We start from the raw sequence: 15,762 nt of genomic DNA, 5'->3' as shown, positions 1-15,762 counted from the left end.
TATTTCCTGGCTCCCCGGTGCCGTCGCCTATGGCGTTTTGGTATTCCGGCAGGACAGCATATAGTCAGCACGATGGGCCGCAGGTTCAAATCCTGCCATGATGGCAAGTCATGTAGCTAAGCGGGTATAGCAATCGTTAAGAGACATCTTAAAAATGTCACAGGAGCACGGCTTTGCAGTCAAAAGGCTGCAGGGCCACAGAAAGAATGCGCTTTTTGCTTCGGCTGCAGGCAGCATCGCGGCAGTCTCCGGCAAGGCCTGTGCAGTTTCGGATACCGCCCAAAGGAGCCGGGATAAGGAAGTTTTGGAGTCCTTTGCCCTTTGGGCTTAAGAAACAGCCCCCTGGGCCGGGGACGAAGCATGGCGCAGGATTTTCTGTATGAAACAGGGAAATTGTTTGTGAAACAGGGAGGTACCTATGATAAAGAAATATAAGATCAATGAAAATGAGTGCGGCTATCTGATCCGCAGGGGCCGCTTTGAGAAGCTGTTGACTGTGGGAACCTACTATTTTCTCAGCCTGTCCGGCTGTGAGGTAAAAATTGTTCCCATGACCGGGGCTGTAAATACCTGTGGGATTCCGGAGGAAATCCTGATGAAGAATCCGGAATTTGCTTCCCGTGTGGTAAAAAATGTGCTTCCGGATACATCCATTGCCATCCGGTTTGTAAATGGAGCGTTCAGAGAGGTGGTCTGTAAGCCGGAGACATTGTTTTGGAATGTATTTGAGAAAAATGAATTTCAGGTGATTGATATCACAAAGCCATGGATGGAAGAAACCCTTCCCAGGATGTATATGGAGCTGATGCCTGCCAAATACTATAAGAAAATTGTGATTAAGGACGGAGAGACCGGGCTTTTGTACTTTGACAATCAGTTTGAGCGGCAGCTGGAAACGGGAACTTACTTTTTCTGGAATTACGGAAGGGAAACTACCTGCAAAGTATTTAATCTGAAGCTTCAGCAGCTGGAAATTTCCGGTCAGGAGATACTGACAGCAGATAAGGTGGGGGTGCGGCTGAATGTGATCTGCACTTACAGGATCACAGATCCCCGCAGGCTGGTAATGCTGGTGGAAAATGTGGGAACACAGCTCTATACCCATGCGCAGCTGATCCTCAGGGAATATGTAGGACGGTTCCGTCTGGATGAGCTTTTGGAGCAGAAGGAGGAGATCAGCCAGTATGTGCTGGAGGAGATGAAAAAGAAGCAGGAGGATTACTGCGTGGAAATCGTCTCTGCGGGAATCAAGGATATTATCCTTCCGGGGGAGATACGGGAGATCATGAATACTGTGCTTCTGGCGGAAAAACGCGCCCAGGCCAATGTTATCACCCGAAGGGAGGAGGTAGCTTCTACCAGAAGCCTCTTAAATACCGCAAGGCTGATGGATGAAAACCAGACCCTCTTTAAGCTTAAGGAGATGGAGTATCTGGAGCGGATCTGCGATAAGGTGGGGACGATTTCTATTAATGGCGGAAAAGGCGTGATGGAACAGCTGGCGGAGCTGGTGGGGATGGAACGAAAGGAAGCCGGGAGGTAGAATCCCGGCTTTGTTTTAAACATATGAAATTCCTTCTTGACTTTAGCAAGTTAACTTGCTATACTGTCCCTAAAATGTACATCGAAAGATGGAGTATCCCATATACGTCCGCTTAAAACCGGGCGCATACCCCAACAAAAACCAAAGGAGGATCAGTACCATGTCATATGTTGATGAGATTTATGAGAGAGTGGTAGCACAGAATCCCGGTGAGCCGGAATTCCACCAGGCAGTAAAGGAAGTTTTGGATTCCTTAAAGCTGGTGATCGACGCAAATGAGGAAAAGTACCGCAAAGCGGGCATCCTGGAGCGTTTTACAGAGCCGGAGCGCATTATTTCGTTCCGTGTGCCGTGGGTGGACGATCAGGGAAATGTGCAGGTCAATAAAGGCTACAGAGTGCAGTTTAACAGCGCCATTGGACCTTACAAGGGCGGACTTCGTTTCCATCCTTCCGTAAACCAGAGTATTCTTAAATTCCTGGGCTTTGAGCAGACCTTAAAGAATTCTCTGACCGGTCTTCCTATGGGCGGCGGAAAGGGCGGCTCCAACTTTGATCCAAAGGGCAAATCCGACCGTGAGATCATGGCCTTCTGCCAGAGCTTTATGACAGAACTGTACCGTCATATCGGCAAGGATACGGACGTTCCCGCAGGCGATATCGGCGTAGGCGGAAGAGAGGTCGGATATATGTTCGGCCAGTACAAGAGACTGACCGGCTTATATGAGGGCGTTCTCACCGGAAAGGGACTGACCTTCGGCGGTTCTCTGGCAAGAACCCAGGCGACCGGCTATGGCCTTGTATACATGCTGGATGAGATGTTAAAGCACAACGGCAAGGAGATTGCAGGAAAGACGGTAATCGTATCCGGTTCCGGAAATGTTGCCATCTATGCAGTTGAGAAGGCACAGCAGTTTGGCGCAAAGGTAGTTGCCATGAGCGATTCCAACGGCTATGTATACGATCCGGAAGGCATTAAGCTGGATGTTGTAAAGGAGATCAAGGAAGTGCGCAGAGGCCGCATTAAGGAGTATGCAGAGGCAGTTTCTTCTGCTGTATATACAGAAGGAAAGGGCATCTGGACAGTTCCCTGCGATATTGCTCTTCCATGTGCAACGCAGAACGAGCTGAATCTGGAGGATGCAAAAGCTCTTCTGGCAAATGGCTGCTTTGCAGTGGCAGAGGGTGCAAATATGCCTTCCACCAGAGAAGCAACTGATCTCTTTGTTGAGAAGAAGATTCTCTTTATGCCCGGTAAGGCAGCAAATGCAGGCGGCGTTGCAACCTCCGGTCTGGAGCAGAGCCAGAACTCTTTAAGATTGTCCTGGACCTTTGAGGAAGTAGATGAGAGACTTCATAAGATCATGGCCGATATTTTTGCAAAGGCTGCGGATGCGGCAGAGCGCTACGGCGTTCCCGGAAACTATGTGGCAGGCGCCAATATTGCAGGCTTTGAGAAGGTTGTTGAGGCTATGCTGGGTCAGGGAATTGTATAAAACAGAATGAAAAAATGAACTCCCGCGCATAAACGGAAACGGTATATGCGCGGGAGTTTTTATATGGAAATAAAAGTAAAAAAACAATTGAAATGACAAACATTTCCTGATATACTAAGGTGCATTTGGTTACAAAAACGAAACAAAAAAGAAGAGGAGAAGCAGAAATGAAACGACAACTGGCATGTGTGCTGGCTGCCTGTATTGGCCTGCAGCTTCCCCTTGGCGCCTTTAACGCCTATGGAGCGCAGCTGCCGGAATCAGCAGGGCAAATGGAAGCCCTGGAGGAAAGCAAAATCCCCGGTCTGGAATCAGACAGCAGGGACGAGGAAACGAAGACTGAGGAAACAGAGAAAGAAACGATTCCCACTGCAAGTTCATCTGAAAGCCATCGGCAGGAAGATGAAGAGGATGGAGGAACAGAGACAGAATCAGTTCCCACTGCAAGTCCCAGTGAGCCGGTAAAGCTGGGAAAAGAGCACAGAGGCGCTGTTATGGTGGAAATACGAACCCTGCTGCCTGTAATGTCTGCTGTGGATTTTAATGTTGAATTAAATGAAGTCGTATCCAAAAAGGCAAGAGCGAACGAAGACGGGGATATTTACCAGGATTCTCTTACCATCAGCCTGATGCCTGAAGAGGAATCGGGAGAGGGACAGCAGGAAAATGAGACCTTTGAGAATGTTCCAAATGGAATGTATGTGCTTGAGGTAACAGCCGAAGGATATCTTCCATATGAACAGACCATAGAGGTCAGGGATGATACCTCCAAGATCATGATTTTAAATGATTACGGTGATTATGAATATTCTTCCTCCGCTCATCCGGGCCTGATCCGTATGGGTGATGTGGACGGAAGCGGCGTGATTGATAAAGAGGATATGAATGCTCTGGTAGATGCTGTTTATGAGGGCAATCTCACAGGTATGGATGAGGAAGGCATGGATTTAAACCGTGACGGAGAAATCGACCTGGTGGATCTGCAGTATTTTGCCAGCCTTTATAAAGGAAAGGAAGGCAGCGATAATAAATATCCGGTTTCTACGATTGAACGTTCGATCACGGTTCAGGAAGGCGATGTAACCCTTGCATCTCCAAGTGAAGCGACAAAAAGCAATGCCACAAAGGTAGAGGGAACGGTACAGGATCTGTTTAATAATGATACAGAAAGCTCCATAACACTGGAGCACGCGGACAGCGAGATAGATGAACCAATTTCAGAGGCTTATCCGGTTGAACTGGAGCTGGATCTTTCCAGACAGCCGGTGATCGGAGGAATTGTAATTCAGTCTCCGCCTGATTCCGAGGGCGCGATCAGCACTGGTGAGGTAGAAGCAGAGCTGACTGACGGCGAGAAGATCGCAGTAACCATTGACAGGTATGCGAGAACTAAAAAGCGCCGTTCCTTCCGAAGCGGTGCGACTGCCATGATCGATGCAGACGGTGCGATCCTGATTGATCTGAAGAATCAGAAGCCTGTGAAAAAGATCCGTATTAAGGTAACGGGAACCGTATCGGAAGGAAATCTGGCAGAAATCAGCCAGGTGGAATTTTTAGGCGATATGAAGGACCGCATCCCGCCGCCAGCCCAGAATATCCCTCAGAATGTAAGCGCACAGATCGGAAGCAAGATCTTTACCCTTACATGGGATAAAGAGGTAAATATTACAGGCTATGAGGTTTCCATTACAAATAATGGAAAAACAGAAATTATCGAAACAACGGTAAATACGCTGACAGTTGATGAATTTAATGGAAAAGAACTGTTGAATTATGAGACGTTTCTGGTAAAGGTTCGTTCTGTAAACGGAAGCTGGAAGAGCAGTTACAGCGCTCAGATTGCCGTAACACCGGAACCGGACGGTCCGCCACCAGCACCGGAAAATATTTCCATTGAGGGAGGCTATAAGAGCCTTCATATCTCATGGAAAAAGATGAAGGATACAAAGAGCTACAGCCTGTATTACCGCAAGGCGGGTACAGAAGACGAGTTTACAATGCTTGGTGAGCTTACAGGCACAAGCACAACCATCAGCGGTCTGGAAGATAAGACGGAGTATGAGATCTATATGATCGGTCATAATCCTTTGGGAGACAGTCCTCAGTCTGTGATATACTCTGGAAGTACGATTACAGTGGAAGCGGCAAGAATGCCCGCTTACCGTCTGATCAACACAGAGCCGAAGGAAGGACAGGCATTAACAGAGCATATTAAAGAGGTATCCATTGTCACCGGTTCTGTAACAAGTGTTCCGGGTGATGTGGCAGACGGTGATCCCTATTCTTTATGGGAGCTGGATGACTGGGATTCCGGCGCTTACTATAGTTACAGAGGCCCTATTGTGACGCTGGATCAGCCCTATATTATGGATACTATTGCATTTACTGCAGGCCCGAATCAGAAAAATGATTTTAATGCAGTCCGTGTCCGTGCCTGGAACGGAGAAGAAAATGAACCTCAGATCATAAACGGGCGTCTCACTGTCCGGGAGGGTCTGGATAAAAACGGAAAGAAATATTATGAATTTCTGGCAGATAAGCCATTTGAGGCAGATAAGATTCAGCTTAATACGGCTGTACCCAGCTCTACCCGCTATATCAGTATTGCAGAAATCCGTTTTTATGAGTATGATGAGCTTTTAAATGAGGTTCTGTCCCTGTATACGGACGATCTGCATATGACTCTTCGCGAGGATGTTACACAGGAACAGATCACTGAGCTGAGGATCAGGGCTGACGAGGTAGATCCTGTAAGCGGAGAAATGACTCCCAAGAGAGATCTGATCCTGAAGGAGCTGGACAATGCGGAGAAGATCCTGGATCATAATGAGTCTTATAAGGTGATTCATATAGATACTGGGGTATCCAAGAAATATGACAGCCATATTACCTTCAGCGCCGGTCTCAATGGATGGCAGCCTCTGGGAACAGCAGCTCTGGCCGGAGAGAAGGTTGTAGTCTATGTAGGAGCTCCCGGAAGACGTACTGGAGACAATACAAATCTGGATCTTTATGCAACTCAGTACCATTCAGAAGCCAGCCATTTACAGAAAAAAGTAACATCCCTGAAGGTAGGCTTTAATGAAATTACAGTTCCTGCCGTTTCAAGTCTGGGTGTGGAAAAAGGCGGAGCTCTGTATATAGAGTACACCGGAAATAACCCCAATGAGATTTATGCAGTCCGCGTAATCGGCGGTTCTCAGTATCCGGTTCTGGATGTGACACGGGCAGAGACTGCAGAGGAACGCAAAGAACTGACAGACGCCTATGTGGCAGAAATGGCGGAATACGTCCAGAAGATAGAGGAGATGCATAATGAGAACTCTGACAGTGAGGACTCTCACAGCGCCATTTCCGGTCTGGACTATGACGAAAGAAACTGTATTTTAGGTGCAACGGATATTGTATTGGATCAGATGGTGTTTTCGATTCCCATTAAGCAGGTATATAAGTCCATTGCGGGAAATGGTGAATCTCAGGATGAAGCAGCAGAGAAGCTGTATCAGTCTCTTATGGCTATGGATGAGATGATTCATCTGTTCTATCAGCATAAGGGATTAAATGCGGCTCCGGTTACCGGAGGAAAAACCTATGAGAAGGACAAGCTTCCAACAACACGTTTAAATATCCGTTATCAGAGAATGTTTGCAGGCGCATTTATGTATGCAGGCGGTCTTCATATTGGTATTGAGTGGGATTCCTGCGCGCTGTTAGGTGGATCAGAGCCGATCCAGTCGGATAATGGCAAATATGTAAGCGGAAGCTACTTTGGATGGGGAATTGCCCATGAAATCGGCCATATCATCAACGAAGGCGCGTACGCTGTGGCTGAGGTCACAAATAACTACTATTCGATCCTGGCTCAGGCAAAGGATACCAACGATTCTGTGCGTTTCAAATATGAGGACGCTTACAGAAAGGTAACTTCAGGAACAAAGGGCGGAAGCAGCGACCAGCTGGGAATGTACTGGCAGCTTCATCTGGCTTATGACGATGGATATAACTTTAAGACCTATGAGGATTATGGGGAGCAGAGAAAGAACCTGATCTTTGCCCGCATTGATTCTTATGCAAGAGATATAAGCCGCGCACCTGCACCGGATGGAGTAAAGCTGACTCTGGACGGAGCGGATAAGGACAATAAGCTTATGCGTCTGGCCTGCGCGGCTGCTGAAAAGAACGTGCTTGAATTCTTCACACGCTGGGGAATGATCCCTGATGCGGTTACAAGGAAATACGCAGAGCAGTTTGACGCAGAAGAGAGAACGATTTACTATATCAATGATGAGGCCAGGGCATACCGTGCAGAGGGTGGAAGCAGTATCGCAGAATCTGTAGAAGTAGCAGCCACAGCGCATCAGGATGAAACGGATCCAGGACGCGTGACCCTTACCATGGAAGCTCATGGAAAAGACGGAGCTGCCATGAGTGGAACGCTTTTCGGCTATGAGATTACCCGGATCCAGCGCCGCTACGGAAAGGAAGAGCGCCAGGTTGTGGGCTTTACCCAGGAGGATACCTTTACAGATGTGATTTCCGGAATCAATAACAGGGTGGTTGGATACGAGGTAAGAGGAATCGACTGGTGCATGATGCCTACAAAGGCTTATGTCCTGGCTGATGAGATCCTGGTTTCCCATGACGGAAGCATGGATAAGGCAGGCTGGAGCATTACCGTAAATACCTGGTCTAAAGCGGATGAAGAGGTAAACGGGGATGTAAACAGCGAGGAAAACCAGTTTAACCAGTCCTGCAGCGGAACTGTCAGCAGCGCAAAAACCATGATTGACAATGATCTGGATACTGTGTATGAGGGAACAGTAAAAGCGGAGGAAAGGACAGAGGACGCTCAGGCAGTCATTTCCCTTGGCAGAACAGAAGCCATTGCAGGCGTGAAATACACATATAAAGGAACCGGGGAGCCGATTAGGGCTTACTCCATTTCCATCAGCGAAGACGGAACAGACTGGAAGGAGATTAAAAAAGGAACCTTCCGGCTGGAAAATGGCGTTGCAGCCGTACATTTTGACAAGGAAAATGACGGAAGGTACTATATCTATGATGCAGCCTATGTGAAGATCACTGCTCTTGGTTCTGACCGCTTCTCAGCTTCGGAGATCGATATTCTCAGCCCCATCGGCGACAGTGTTCAGCTGGATCAGTTTGGAATCCTGGCAGAGGATGCGGTGTTTGAGCATTCCGGAAGCGATAATGGCAGTGAAGAAGGCACAGCAGCGTATTCCGGCGAAAAACGTACTGGAAGCAATGCAACCAGAATCCCCAAGGGTTCCATCGTATTTACAGGACGCTATAAAGGAAATCCTGCTTATAACATGGTGATCCTCTATGATGAAAAGGGCAATGTGGTCGGCGGAAAGGACAAGGACGGAGATACAGCTGCAGATCAGCTGATCCTGGCTCCCGATCCAAAGGACGGACAGTTAGGAGAGGTCTCTGAAGGAAGCTGGATTTACTATATTGAGCCTAAGGATCAGAATGACATGGTGGAACGTCCTGAAAAGGTTCGGGCAGAGCTTTATCGTGTCCAGAATGGGGAAACCAATGAAGGCGACCGCCTTGTAAGCGATACCCCATTTATGGCGGTTCCGGCAGTTCCGGATCCTATTCCGACCATCAAGCTGGAAAACAGTCAAACACCAAACAACGGAGAATAAGATAGAAAAATATGAAGAAGAAATCAATTTTCGGCTGTCTGGCCATTATCTGCCTTCTTCTTGTGCTGATCCCGCCCGTGCTGACACGGGCGGAAAAGCACAGCCTGATCACATGGGAAAAGAAGAGCAAAAATGTAGTAAGTATGTATCTGGAGCTTCAGGAAAAGGAAGCGTTCGAGGAAATTAAGGCCTTCAGCCTGACACTGAATTTTGACAGTAAGGAAGATCTGTCAGAGGAGCCTGTTTTTAAATTCGGATCTGATTTTAAGGGGGAGAAGGTATCGGTTCATGAAGAACGGTACAATGAGGAAGATCAAACCATGAAGCTGTATGTAGCCGGAAGGGATACCGTCCTTGAAAAGGGAGAAAAGGTCCTTCTTGGAACCATTACCATAAAATCGGATGAAAATGTGACGATTTCCGTAGATGAGAATGATTTCCAGATTGTAGACCGGTTCCATGAAAAGGGGATGATCACAGAGTTTGGAGATTTTGAGCCATATGAAATGATCCTTAAAAAAGAGGAAGAAACCACCGTTCCAGAAACTACCGTTCCGGAAACAACTGTTCCGGAAACTACAGATCCGGAAACCATGATTCCTCCATCTTATGAGGACAGCGAGGATGAGGAAGAGGTTTATGAGTATGAAGTCCAGCCTCAAAAGGAGGAGGCTCCTGAGCCGAACGGTCAGTGGATGCAGAACGAAAAGGGCTGGTGGTTCGCTCCTTTAGACGGCACATATCCTGCAGACAGCTGGTATGAATGCTCCTCAAATGGTTTTAAGGCATGGTATTATTTTAATGCCGAGGGCTACATGAACAGCGGCTGGTTTACAGACCGTGACGGAAATACTTATTTTCTCCATGACCAGAACGACAGCAGAGCCGGTTCTATGTACACGGGCTGGAACTGGATCAATGGAAAGTGCTATTACTTCCAGGATACTCCTGCTCCCAACCGCCCGGTTGGTTCCATGATAAAGAATGGAATGACGCCGGACGGCTATATGGTAAATGAAAACGGCGAGTGGATTATAGATGGGAATGTACAGTTAAAGCAGTAATACAAAAAAACTCCGCGGTAGCCTTTTATGGTTTTGCCGCGGAGTTTTTTTCTGGAAACAAAAGGAAAATTATGGTATATTAAAGGGGCGTAAAAAAAAAGGAGAAGAGGGTATGACATACGAAGAAGTATTTTCACAGGTAAAGAAAATTTTTATGGAGGCAGATGTAAGCGGGGAAAAGGAGCATCTGGCATTCCAGTTTAATATTGCAGGTGAAGGAGAAGGCGCTTTTTATGCTGAGGTAAAGGAAGGCGTACTTTATGTAGAGCCCTACGAATACTATGACAGAGATGCCATTTTTACCTGCAGCGCAGAGACGCTTTTTAAGCTGGCAGGCGGAAAGCTGGACCCAATCTTTGCTTTTACCACAGGAAAACTGAGGGTTGAAGGAAATCTGGAAAAAGCCATGAAGCTGCAAAGCTTTGTGAAGAAAAATAAATAGAATAAAATTAAAAGCAGTCGGCAGGAGCATCCGGATTCAGGCTCCTGCCGGCTGTTTTGGACTTATTTTGCCTCTGCTGTAAACTGTTTATCAAATTCAGGATTGAAGAAATAGAAGTTTTTGCTGTCCAGGCTGTCCTTTATCTTTTCCAGAGCTTCACCGAACCGCTGGAAATGGACGATTTCCCTGGCACGCAGAAATCGAAGTGGATCCAGTACATCCGGATCATCAATAATGCGGATAAGGTTTTCGTAGGTGCTCCGGGCTTTCTGTTCTGCAGCCAGGTTTTCATGAAGGTCTGTGATGGCGTCTCCCTTAGACTGGAATTCACAGGCATTGTAGGGAATGCCTGCGGCAGCCGCAGGCCACAGTCCGGTGGCATGGTCAATATAATAAGCATCAAATCCGGCTGTCTTTGCCTGTTCTGCCGTCAGGTCTTTGGTAAGCTGAAATACCATAGCGCAGATGATTTCCAGATGAGCCAGTTCTTCTGTGCCGATATCCGTTAAAAGCCCCGCTGCTTCTCTGCATGGCATGGTGTAGCGTTGGGAAAGATAACGCATGGAAGCAGCTAATTCACCGTCCGGACCGCCAAACTGACTGATGATCAGAGATGCGGTTTTGGGACAGGTCTTTTTTATATTGACAGGATACTGGAGACGCTTTTCATAGATCCACATCAGAGAACACCTCCTTCACGATCCCAGGGCAGAGGCCCGTCGGTCCAGGTAAAATGTTTCTGTCCGGGGTAGTCGGTACAGAAGCCGGACTGATTGTTTGTATCAGGGCAGACACAGTCTCTGGTAAGGGGTTCAAATTCCCTGGCAAATTGTTCGAGAAGGTTTTTCCGTCTGGTATTTGCCTGCATAAAGGCTTCAAGTGCAGGCATATCCAGAGGATGGGTATCAAGGTATAGGTTTAGATCATCGGCAGTAAAGCTGATTTCCTGAAGTTCCTTTAACATGGCTTTACGGTCAGACATGAGCGTTTCCTCCTTCCTTAAAAAACGGGAGCACGAGGCTCGGAAAGATACTCCCCTGCTTCAGTCCCACAGCCGGAGAAAGGGGCGTTTCCCAGGGCTGGGTAGGAACTGCAGCGATTGCAAGCGTCAGCTTTTCGCCGGGAAACGGGGAATTTCTTTCGTATCCGCAGACAGCAGCGTAAGGAGCGGTTTCGTCTCGATACAGGTTCATTTAAATAGTACCTCTCTTTCTGAACATGTGGATCGGGGCTTTCAAGATCCTAAAACCTGCCTGAAAACCCCGGCGCCGGAAACCGGGCGCTGATCTTAGTATGTCCCGGTTTCATAAGGCTCCTTTTGGGAATGAACGGAAGAAAAGGAATTTGCCGCGTCTATTCTATTTCTGGAAAATATATGGAAATTTTCTTCGAATTCCATCTGCCAGAAAATCAGCTGTTTCATTGGTTCCAAAGGTACTGCTGTCGATCATAATGTTTTTAAATCTGGGGTCATTGGGAAGGAAACCGGCGTAGTGCATATGGTATTGATCCCGTGCCTGGTCAACAGACTGAATCATCCGTTTTGCCTCTGCTTCGCTTAGATTCAGCGTATTAACGCAGTTTTCCAGACGGGCTTCATAGGGAGCATAGATGTAAATATGGAGACTGTTGGGATTTTTTGCAAATATAAAATCAGAACAGCGTCCCACTATGATGCAGGATTCGCGTTCGGCCAGAAAACGCATGATATTTTTCTGTGCTTCAAATATTTTATTCTGCATAGCGCTCGTCTGAGTGCCCAGAGGATACATCATGCGCATGAAGCCGTTTCTGGTAGCTTTTTCAGCCTTTTCTTCCAATTGATCGATTTGGGATACCGGAAGACAAAGCTGTTCAGACGCCTGTTCGACAATGTCCCTGTCATAATATTGAATGTTCAGTTTTTCGCTTACCAGCTTTGCAATGGGACGTCCAAGACTTCCAAACTGGCGGGTAATGGTTATAATACATTTTTTTTCCTGTTCCATTTTTTATTCCCCTTCCTGTCAGAATATAAAACCCAGAATTAAAAAGCCTATTACGCTTACAGCAACTGCGATGAGCGAATAGGGGAGCTGAGACATTGCGTGGTCAAAGTTGTCCATTCCGCTTCCCTGTGAGGAAAGAACCATTGTATCAGAATAGAAGCAGGCATGGTTTCCGAATACGCAGCCGGAAAGGATAGCCGCCATGATCAGAACCGGGCTTGCTCCTGCAGAAGTGCCCATAGAAAGCAGGACAGGAGCAACCAGGGAACAAACACCCCAGGCATTTGCGATCATAAATGCCAGAACCGACACGATGATAAACGCGATCATGGGGAAGAGATGGGCAGAAAGAACAGGTCGGGTAATGGCAATAAAAAATTCGGTCATTTTCATCTCAGAAGCAATCTGCTGAAAGGTAAGGGCAGAAATAATCAACGTAACGATAGGAAGCATATCGCTGAAGCCGTTTAAAAAGCAGTCCCAGTATTCGCTGAAAGTTAAAACCTTTTTAACCAGATAAAAAACAAGGGTTGCAAGAAGGGTGACGACCTGCGCTACAACCAGATTGCCGGTTGCAACAGCAACTATAACCAGAACAGCCATAGGAACAATAAAATCCCAGATGTTTCCGTCCTCTCCGCTTTCTTCATTCAGATTGTATTTGCGGCTGGATTCACCATAAACCATCCCGGTTTTTTCCACGCGCTCATAGGCTTCCTTCATTTTTCCAAGCTTTGGGAAGAAACCGAATGAAAAAAGAAAAAGGATGATCAGCGTAACGATAGGATAGATACAGAAGGGAATGGCTTTTACATAAGCCTCAAGCCAGGTGGAGCAGCCCAGAGCCTGTACGCTGTCCTGAGAAAAAAAGATAGATCCAAAGTATACGGCCCAGGATGAAAAAGGGATCAGCACACAGACAGGAGAACCGGTACTGTCGATCAGGTAAGCCAGAGTTTCACGGGGGATTTTTCTCTTGTCATAAACCCCTTTCATGGCTGTGCCGATGGAAAGCACATTCAGATAATCGTCAATAAAAATAACAATTCCCAGAATTACCGTTGTTATAAGGGTTTTGCGCTCCGTATTGCACAGACGGGACACCAGCTTGGAAAAACCATAGTTTCCTTTTGACGCGGTGAGAAGTGCGATAATACTTCCGAACAATCCGCATACCAGAATAAGATAGGCCTCGCTGCTCATGACATTTTCCAGAATTGTAACCCATTGGGGCAGAAAATTCTGTCTGTATAAAAATACAGCGCCAGCAATAGAGCCTCCTATCAGGAAAGGTTCGCATTTTCTGGTAAGAATAGAACCGATTACAATGATGATTACAAGGAATACTGCGATCATACCTAAATTCATAAATTTGCCTCCTTTCAGGCAGAAGGTAAAAGAAGTTTGCACAGAATTGCATTCATAAAAGCCAGTTTTGTGTCAGCATCCTCAACAGATCGTCCGGTCAGCTCTTCAATCCGCTTTATCCGGTAATTGACGGTATTCCGGTGCATATGGAGTTCTTCCGATGTATGGAGCAGGCTGTTATTATTCCACAGATAGCTTTTCAGTGTTTGCAAGAGATCTGTGTGATTTTCTTTGTCATACTCCAGAATGGGATCCAGAGTGTGTTTTACAAAGTCTGCGGCAGGCTGGTTTCCGGGAAGGGAAAGAAACAGACGGTAGAGTTCGGTATCCTCGTAGAAAAGCAGACCTGCTTTATAATTCAAAAGTTCCATAAGCTGTATACACTGAGAAGCTTCCTCATAACTGTTATGAAGGGATTCCACACGATCGGATATGGAGCTGATCCCCATGCGGAGCATCCAGCCGGGGTGATTTTTTTCAGCATATTCAGAGATATTTTTGTGGACTTCCATAATGTGCGGATCCTTTTTCAGGGGGCTGCTGAAACATCCGATGCAGTTATTGCCGAACCGCGACAGGAGCACGGGAATTCCCTGCGCCTGAAAGCCGGACAAAAGAACTTCCATGATGTGGTCGCAGTCGCAGGTCTGAGAAGAAGCAGGACAGACAAGCTTAAGTATAAACACCTGCTGGAGACTCAGGATATCATACCCCTGTTCCTGGCATCGCCGGATAAAATGGTCTGGATTAATGGGATTTCCCAAAATAATATTGGCAAAAATTCCGCTGTCCATCCTCTCTCTTTGATCGTCATAGGCAATGGCATGGCCGATTTCTTCAAAGATATCAATAAGAGGAATGTCTCCGGATATGGAAAAAATGGGAAAATCATGCTGGTTGGCATACGAAAGTATGTTGTCGGGTATGGTTGATATATAATGTTCCCCTACTAAAAGAAGCATACCTGACATATGCAGTGAGATTGCTTTTTCCAATAGCCGGTACAGATTGAAATGAGGGTTTTTGATTACGGGAAGGCTTACGATCAGAAGCTCATTTCCATGAACCCATTTGGAAAAGTTCATATCTTCAGGCTTATACACCCATCGAATCAGGTTGTTCATACCTTCTTTGCCTGCCAGAGGGCGCGCCTTGGCCATGGAGGGAAGAAGGAGCAGATCTTTGCATCGAAACATTTATAAATCTCCTGCTATTTCATAAAATCATTTTGTATCTCATAGGAAACGGGAGCTTTTTTAAACAGGAATTCACCGTTCCTTATACTTGCAGAAACATCTGCCCGTTCACTGACAGCCTCAAATTCATTTTTTGCATCCAGAACAATAAAGTTTGCGGGCTTACCGGCTTCAATGCCGTATGAATTGGTAAGATTCATGGTTTTCGCGCCATTGACAGTGATCAGGTCAAGACAGCGGTCGATCTCTTCAAAGGACATCATCTGGGCAATATGGATTCCATTATCCAGAACATTCATCAGATTTCCATTTCCAAGAGGATACCAGGGATCCTGAATGGAGTCCTGGGCGAAGCACACGTTAATGCCATTTTCAAAGAGTTCTTTCACCCGTGTCAGTCCTCTGCGTTTGGGATAAGTATCCTGACGTCCTTGAAGGTATATGTTTTCCGTAGGGCAGGAGATAAAATTCAAGCCGGATTTTTTCAGGTTTTTCATCAGTTTAAAGGCATAACTGTTGTCGGCAGAGCCAAAAGAACATGTATGGCTGGCAGTTGTCTTTTTGCCGATCCCTTCCATAAGAACAAGGGCGTTGAGCAGTTCCAGAAAACGGCTTTGCACGTCATCGGTTTCATCACAGTGTACATCGATCATTCGGTCATACTTCAGCGCCAGATTTACAATACTGTGGATTGACTGTTCGCCGAACTCTCTGGCCAGTTCAAAATGGGGAATGCCGCCTACACAGTCAGCCCCCATCTTCAGGCCTTCTTCAACCAGTTCCTGTCCGCCTTTGTAGGCATACATACCCTCCTGGGGAAAAGAAACAATCTGAATCGTAACAAGATCTTTAAGCTCTTCCCGTAATTCCAGCATGGCCTTTAGAGAGGTAAGGGAGGGATCGGTTACATCGGCATGTGTACGGATAAACTGTACGCCGTGAGCCAGTTCTTTTTTTACTGCAATAATAGCCCGGGCTTTAATCTCATCTA

General features: G+C 46.7%; 13 protein-coding genes. 6 read left to right on the top strand and 7 right to left on the bottom strand.

The window, feature by feature from the left end; all coding sequences use genetic code 11:
* Positions 1–154: 154 nt before the first annotated feature.
* The 6 genes from WKT10_RS14125 (at position 155) to WKT10_RS14100 (ending at position 10,219) form a co-directional block, all read left to right on the top strand.
* Positions 155–331 (top strand): hypothetical protein, encoded by a 177-nt coding sequence (locus WKT10_RS14125; RefSeq protein ID WP_167544847.1) that lies wholly within the window; start codon positions 155–157, stop codon positions 329–331.
* A gap of 87 nt (positions 332–418) precedes the next feature.
* On the top strand, positions 419–1,543 hold the full coding sequence (locus tag WKT10_RS14120; protein WP_337433884.1) for a slipin family protein: 1,125 nt from the start codon (positions 419–421) through the stop codon (positions 1,541–1,543).
* A gap of 160 nt (positions 1,544–1,703) precedes the next feature.
* On the top strand, positions 1,704–3,038 hold the full coding sequence (gene gdhA / locus WKT10_RS14115) for an NADP-specific glutamate dehydrogenase (protein ID WP_066543425.1): 1,335 nt from the start codon (positions 1,704–1,706) through the stop codon (positions 3,036–3,038).
* Between the two features lie 167 nt (positions 3,039–3,205).
* Positions 3,206–8,713, top strand: a complete 5,508-nt coding sequence (locus WKT10_RS14110) for a fibronectin type III domain-containing protein (protein WP_340277899.1) — start codon at positions 3,206–3,208, stop codon at positions 8,711–8,713.
* Between the two features lie 11 nt (positions 8,714–8,724).
* On the top strand, positions 8,725–9,777 hold the full coding sequence (locus WKT10_RS14105; protein WP_337933354.1) for a hypothetical protein: 1,053 nt from the start codon (positions 8,725–8,727) through the stop codon (positions 9,775–9,777).
* A 112-nt stretch (positions 9,778–9,889) separates the two neighbouring features.
* Complete coding sequence (locus WKT10_RS14100; RefSeq protein WP_066543550.1) at positions 9,890–10,219, top strand: SCP2 sterol-binding domain-containing protein; 330 nt, start codon at positions 9,890–9,892, stop codon at positions 10,217–10,219.
* Positions 10,220–10,281: 62 nt separating this feature from the next.
* Here the strand turns inward: WKT10_RS14100 and WKT10_RS14095 are convergent, their stop codons facing one another.
* From WKT10_RS14095 to WKT10_RS14065, 7 genes are all read right to left on the bottom strand, one after another.
* Entirely contained in the window at positions 10,282–10,899 is a 618-nt protein-coding gene (locus WKT10_RS14095; RefSeq protein WP_066543410.1) for a manganese catalase family protein, read from the bottom strand.
* The gene (locus WKT10_RS14090) at positions 10,899–11,201 is read right to left on the bottom strand and encodes a spore coat protein CotJB (protein ID WP_066543408.1); all 303 of its coding nucleotides are present in this window, start codon (positions 11,199–11,201) and stop codon (positions 10,899–10,901) included. Before WKT10_RS14090 ends, WKT10_RS14095 begins: the two co-directional genes overlap by 1 nt.
* Positions 11,194–11,412 (bottom strand): spore coat associated protein CotJA, encoded by a 219-nt coding sequence (locus WKT10_RS14085; RefSeq protein WP_066543406.1) that lies wholly within the window; start codon positions 11,410–11,412, stop codon positions 11,194–11,196. The genes WKT10_RS14090 and WKT10_RS14085 overlap by 8 nt, the downstream gene beginning before the upstream one ends.
* A 165-nt stretch (positions 11,413–11,577) precedes the next feature.
* The gene (locus tag WKT10_RS14080) at positions 11,578–12,207 is read right to left on the bottom strand and encodes a cytidylate kinase-like family protein (RefSeq protein ID WP_337933369.1); all 630 of its coding nucleotides are present in this window, start codon (positions 12,205–12,207) and stop codon (positions 11,578–11,580) included.
* Between the two features lie 18 nt (positions 12,208–12,225).
* Positions 12,226–13,575, bottom strand: coding sequence for a Na+/H+ antiporter NhaC family protein (locus WKT10_RS14075; RefSeq protein WP_337933371.1), 1,350 nt, complete (start codon positions 13,573–13,575; stop codon positions 12,226–12,228).
* 14 nt (positions 13,576–13,589) lie between these two features.
* Positions 13,590–14,771, bottom strand: a complete 1,182-nt coding sequence (locus WKT10_RS14070; protein WP_340277891.1) for a PucR family transcriptional regulator — start codon at positions 14,769–14,771, stop codon at positions 13,590–13,592.
* Positions 14,772–14,785: 14 nt separating this feature from the next.
* Positions 14,786–15,762, bottom strand: a 977-nt coding sequence (locus tag WKT10_RS14065) for an amidohydrolase family protein (protein ID WP_340277889.1), incomplete at its 5' end; no start/stop codon positions are given.

This window comes from Enterocloster sp. HCN-30185, from assembly GCF_037890305.1.
Lineage (GTDB): Bacteria > Bacillota > Clostridia > Lachnospirales > Lachnospiraceae > Enterocloster.
This window is presented reverse-complemented; position numbering and strand designations above follow the sequence as displayed.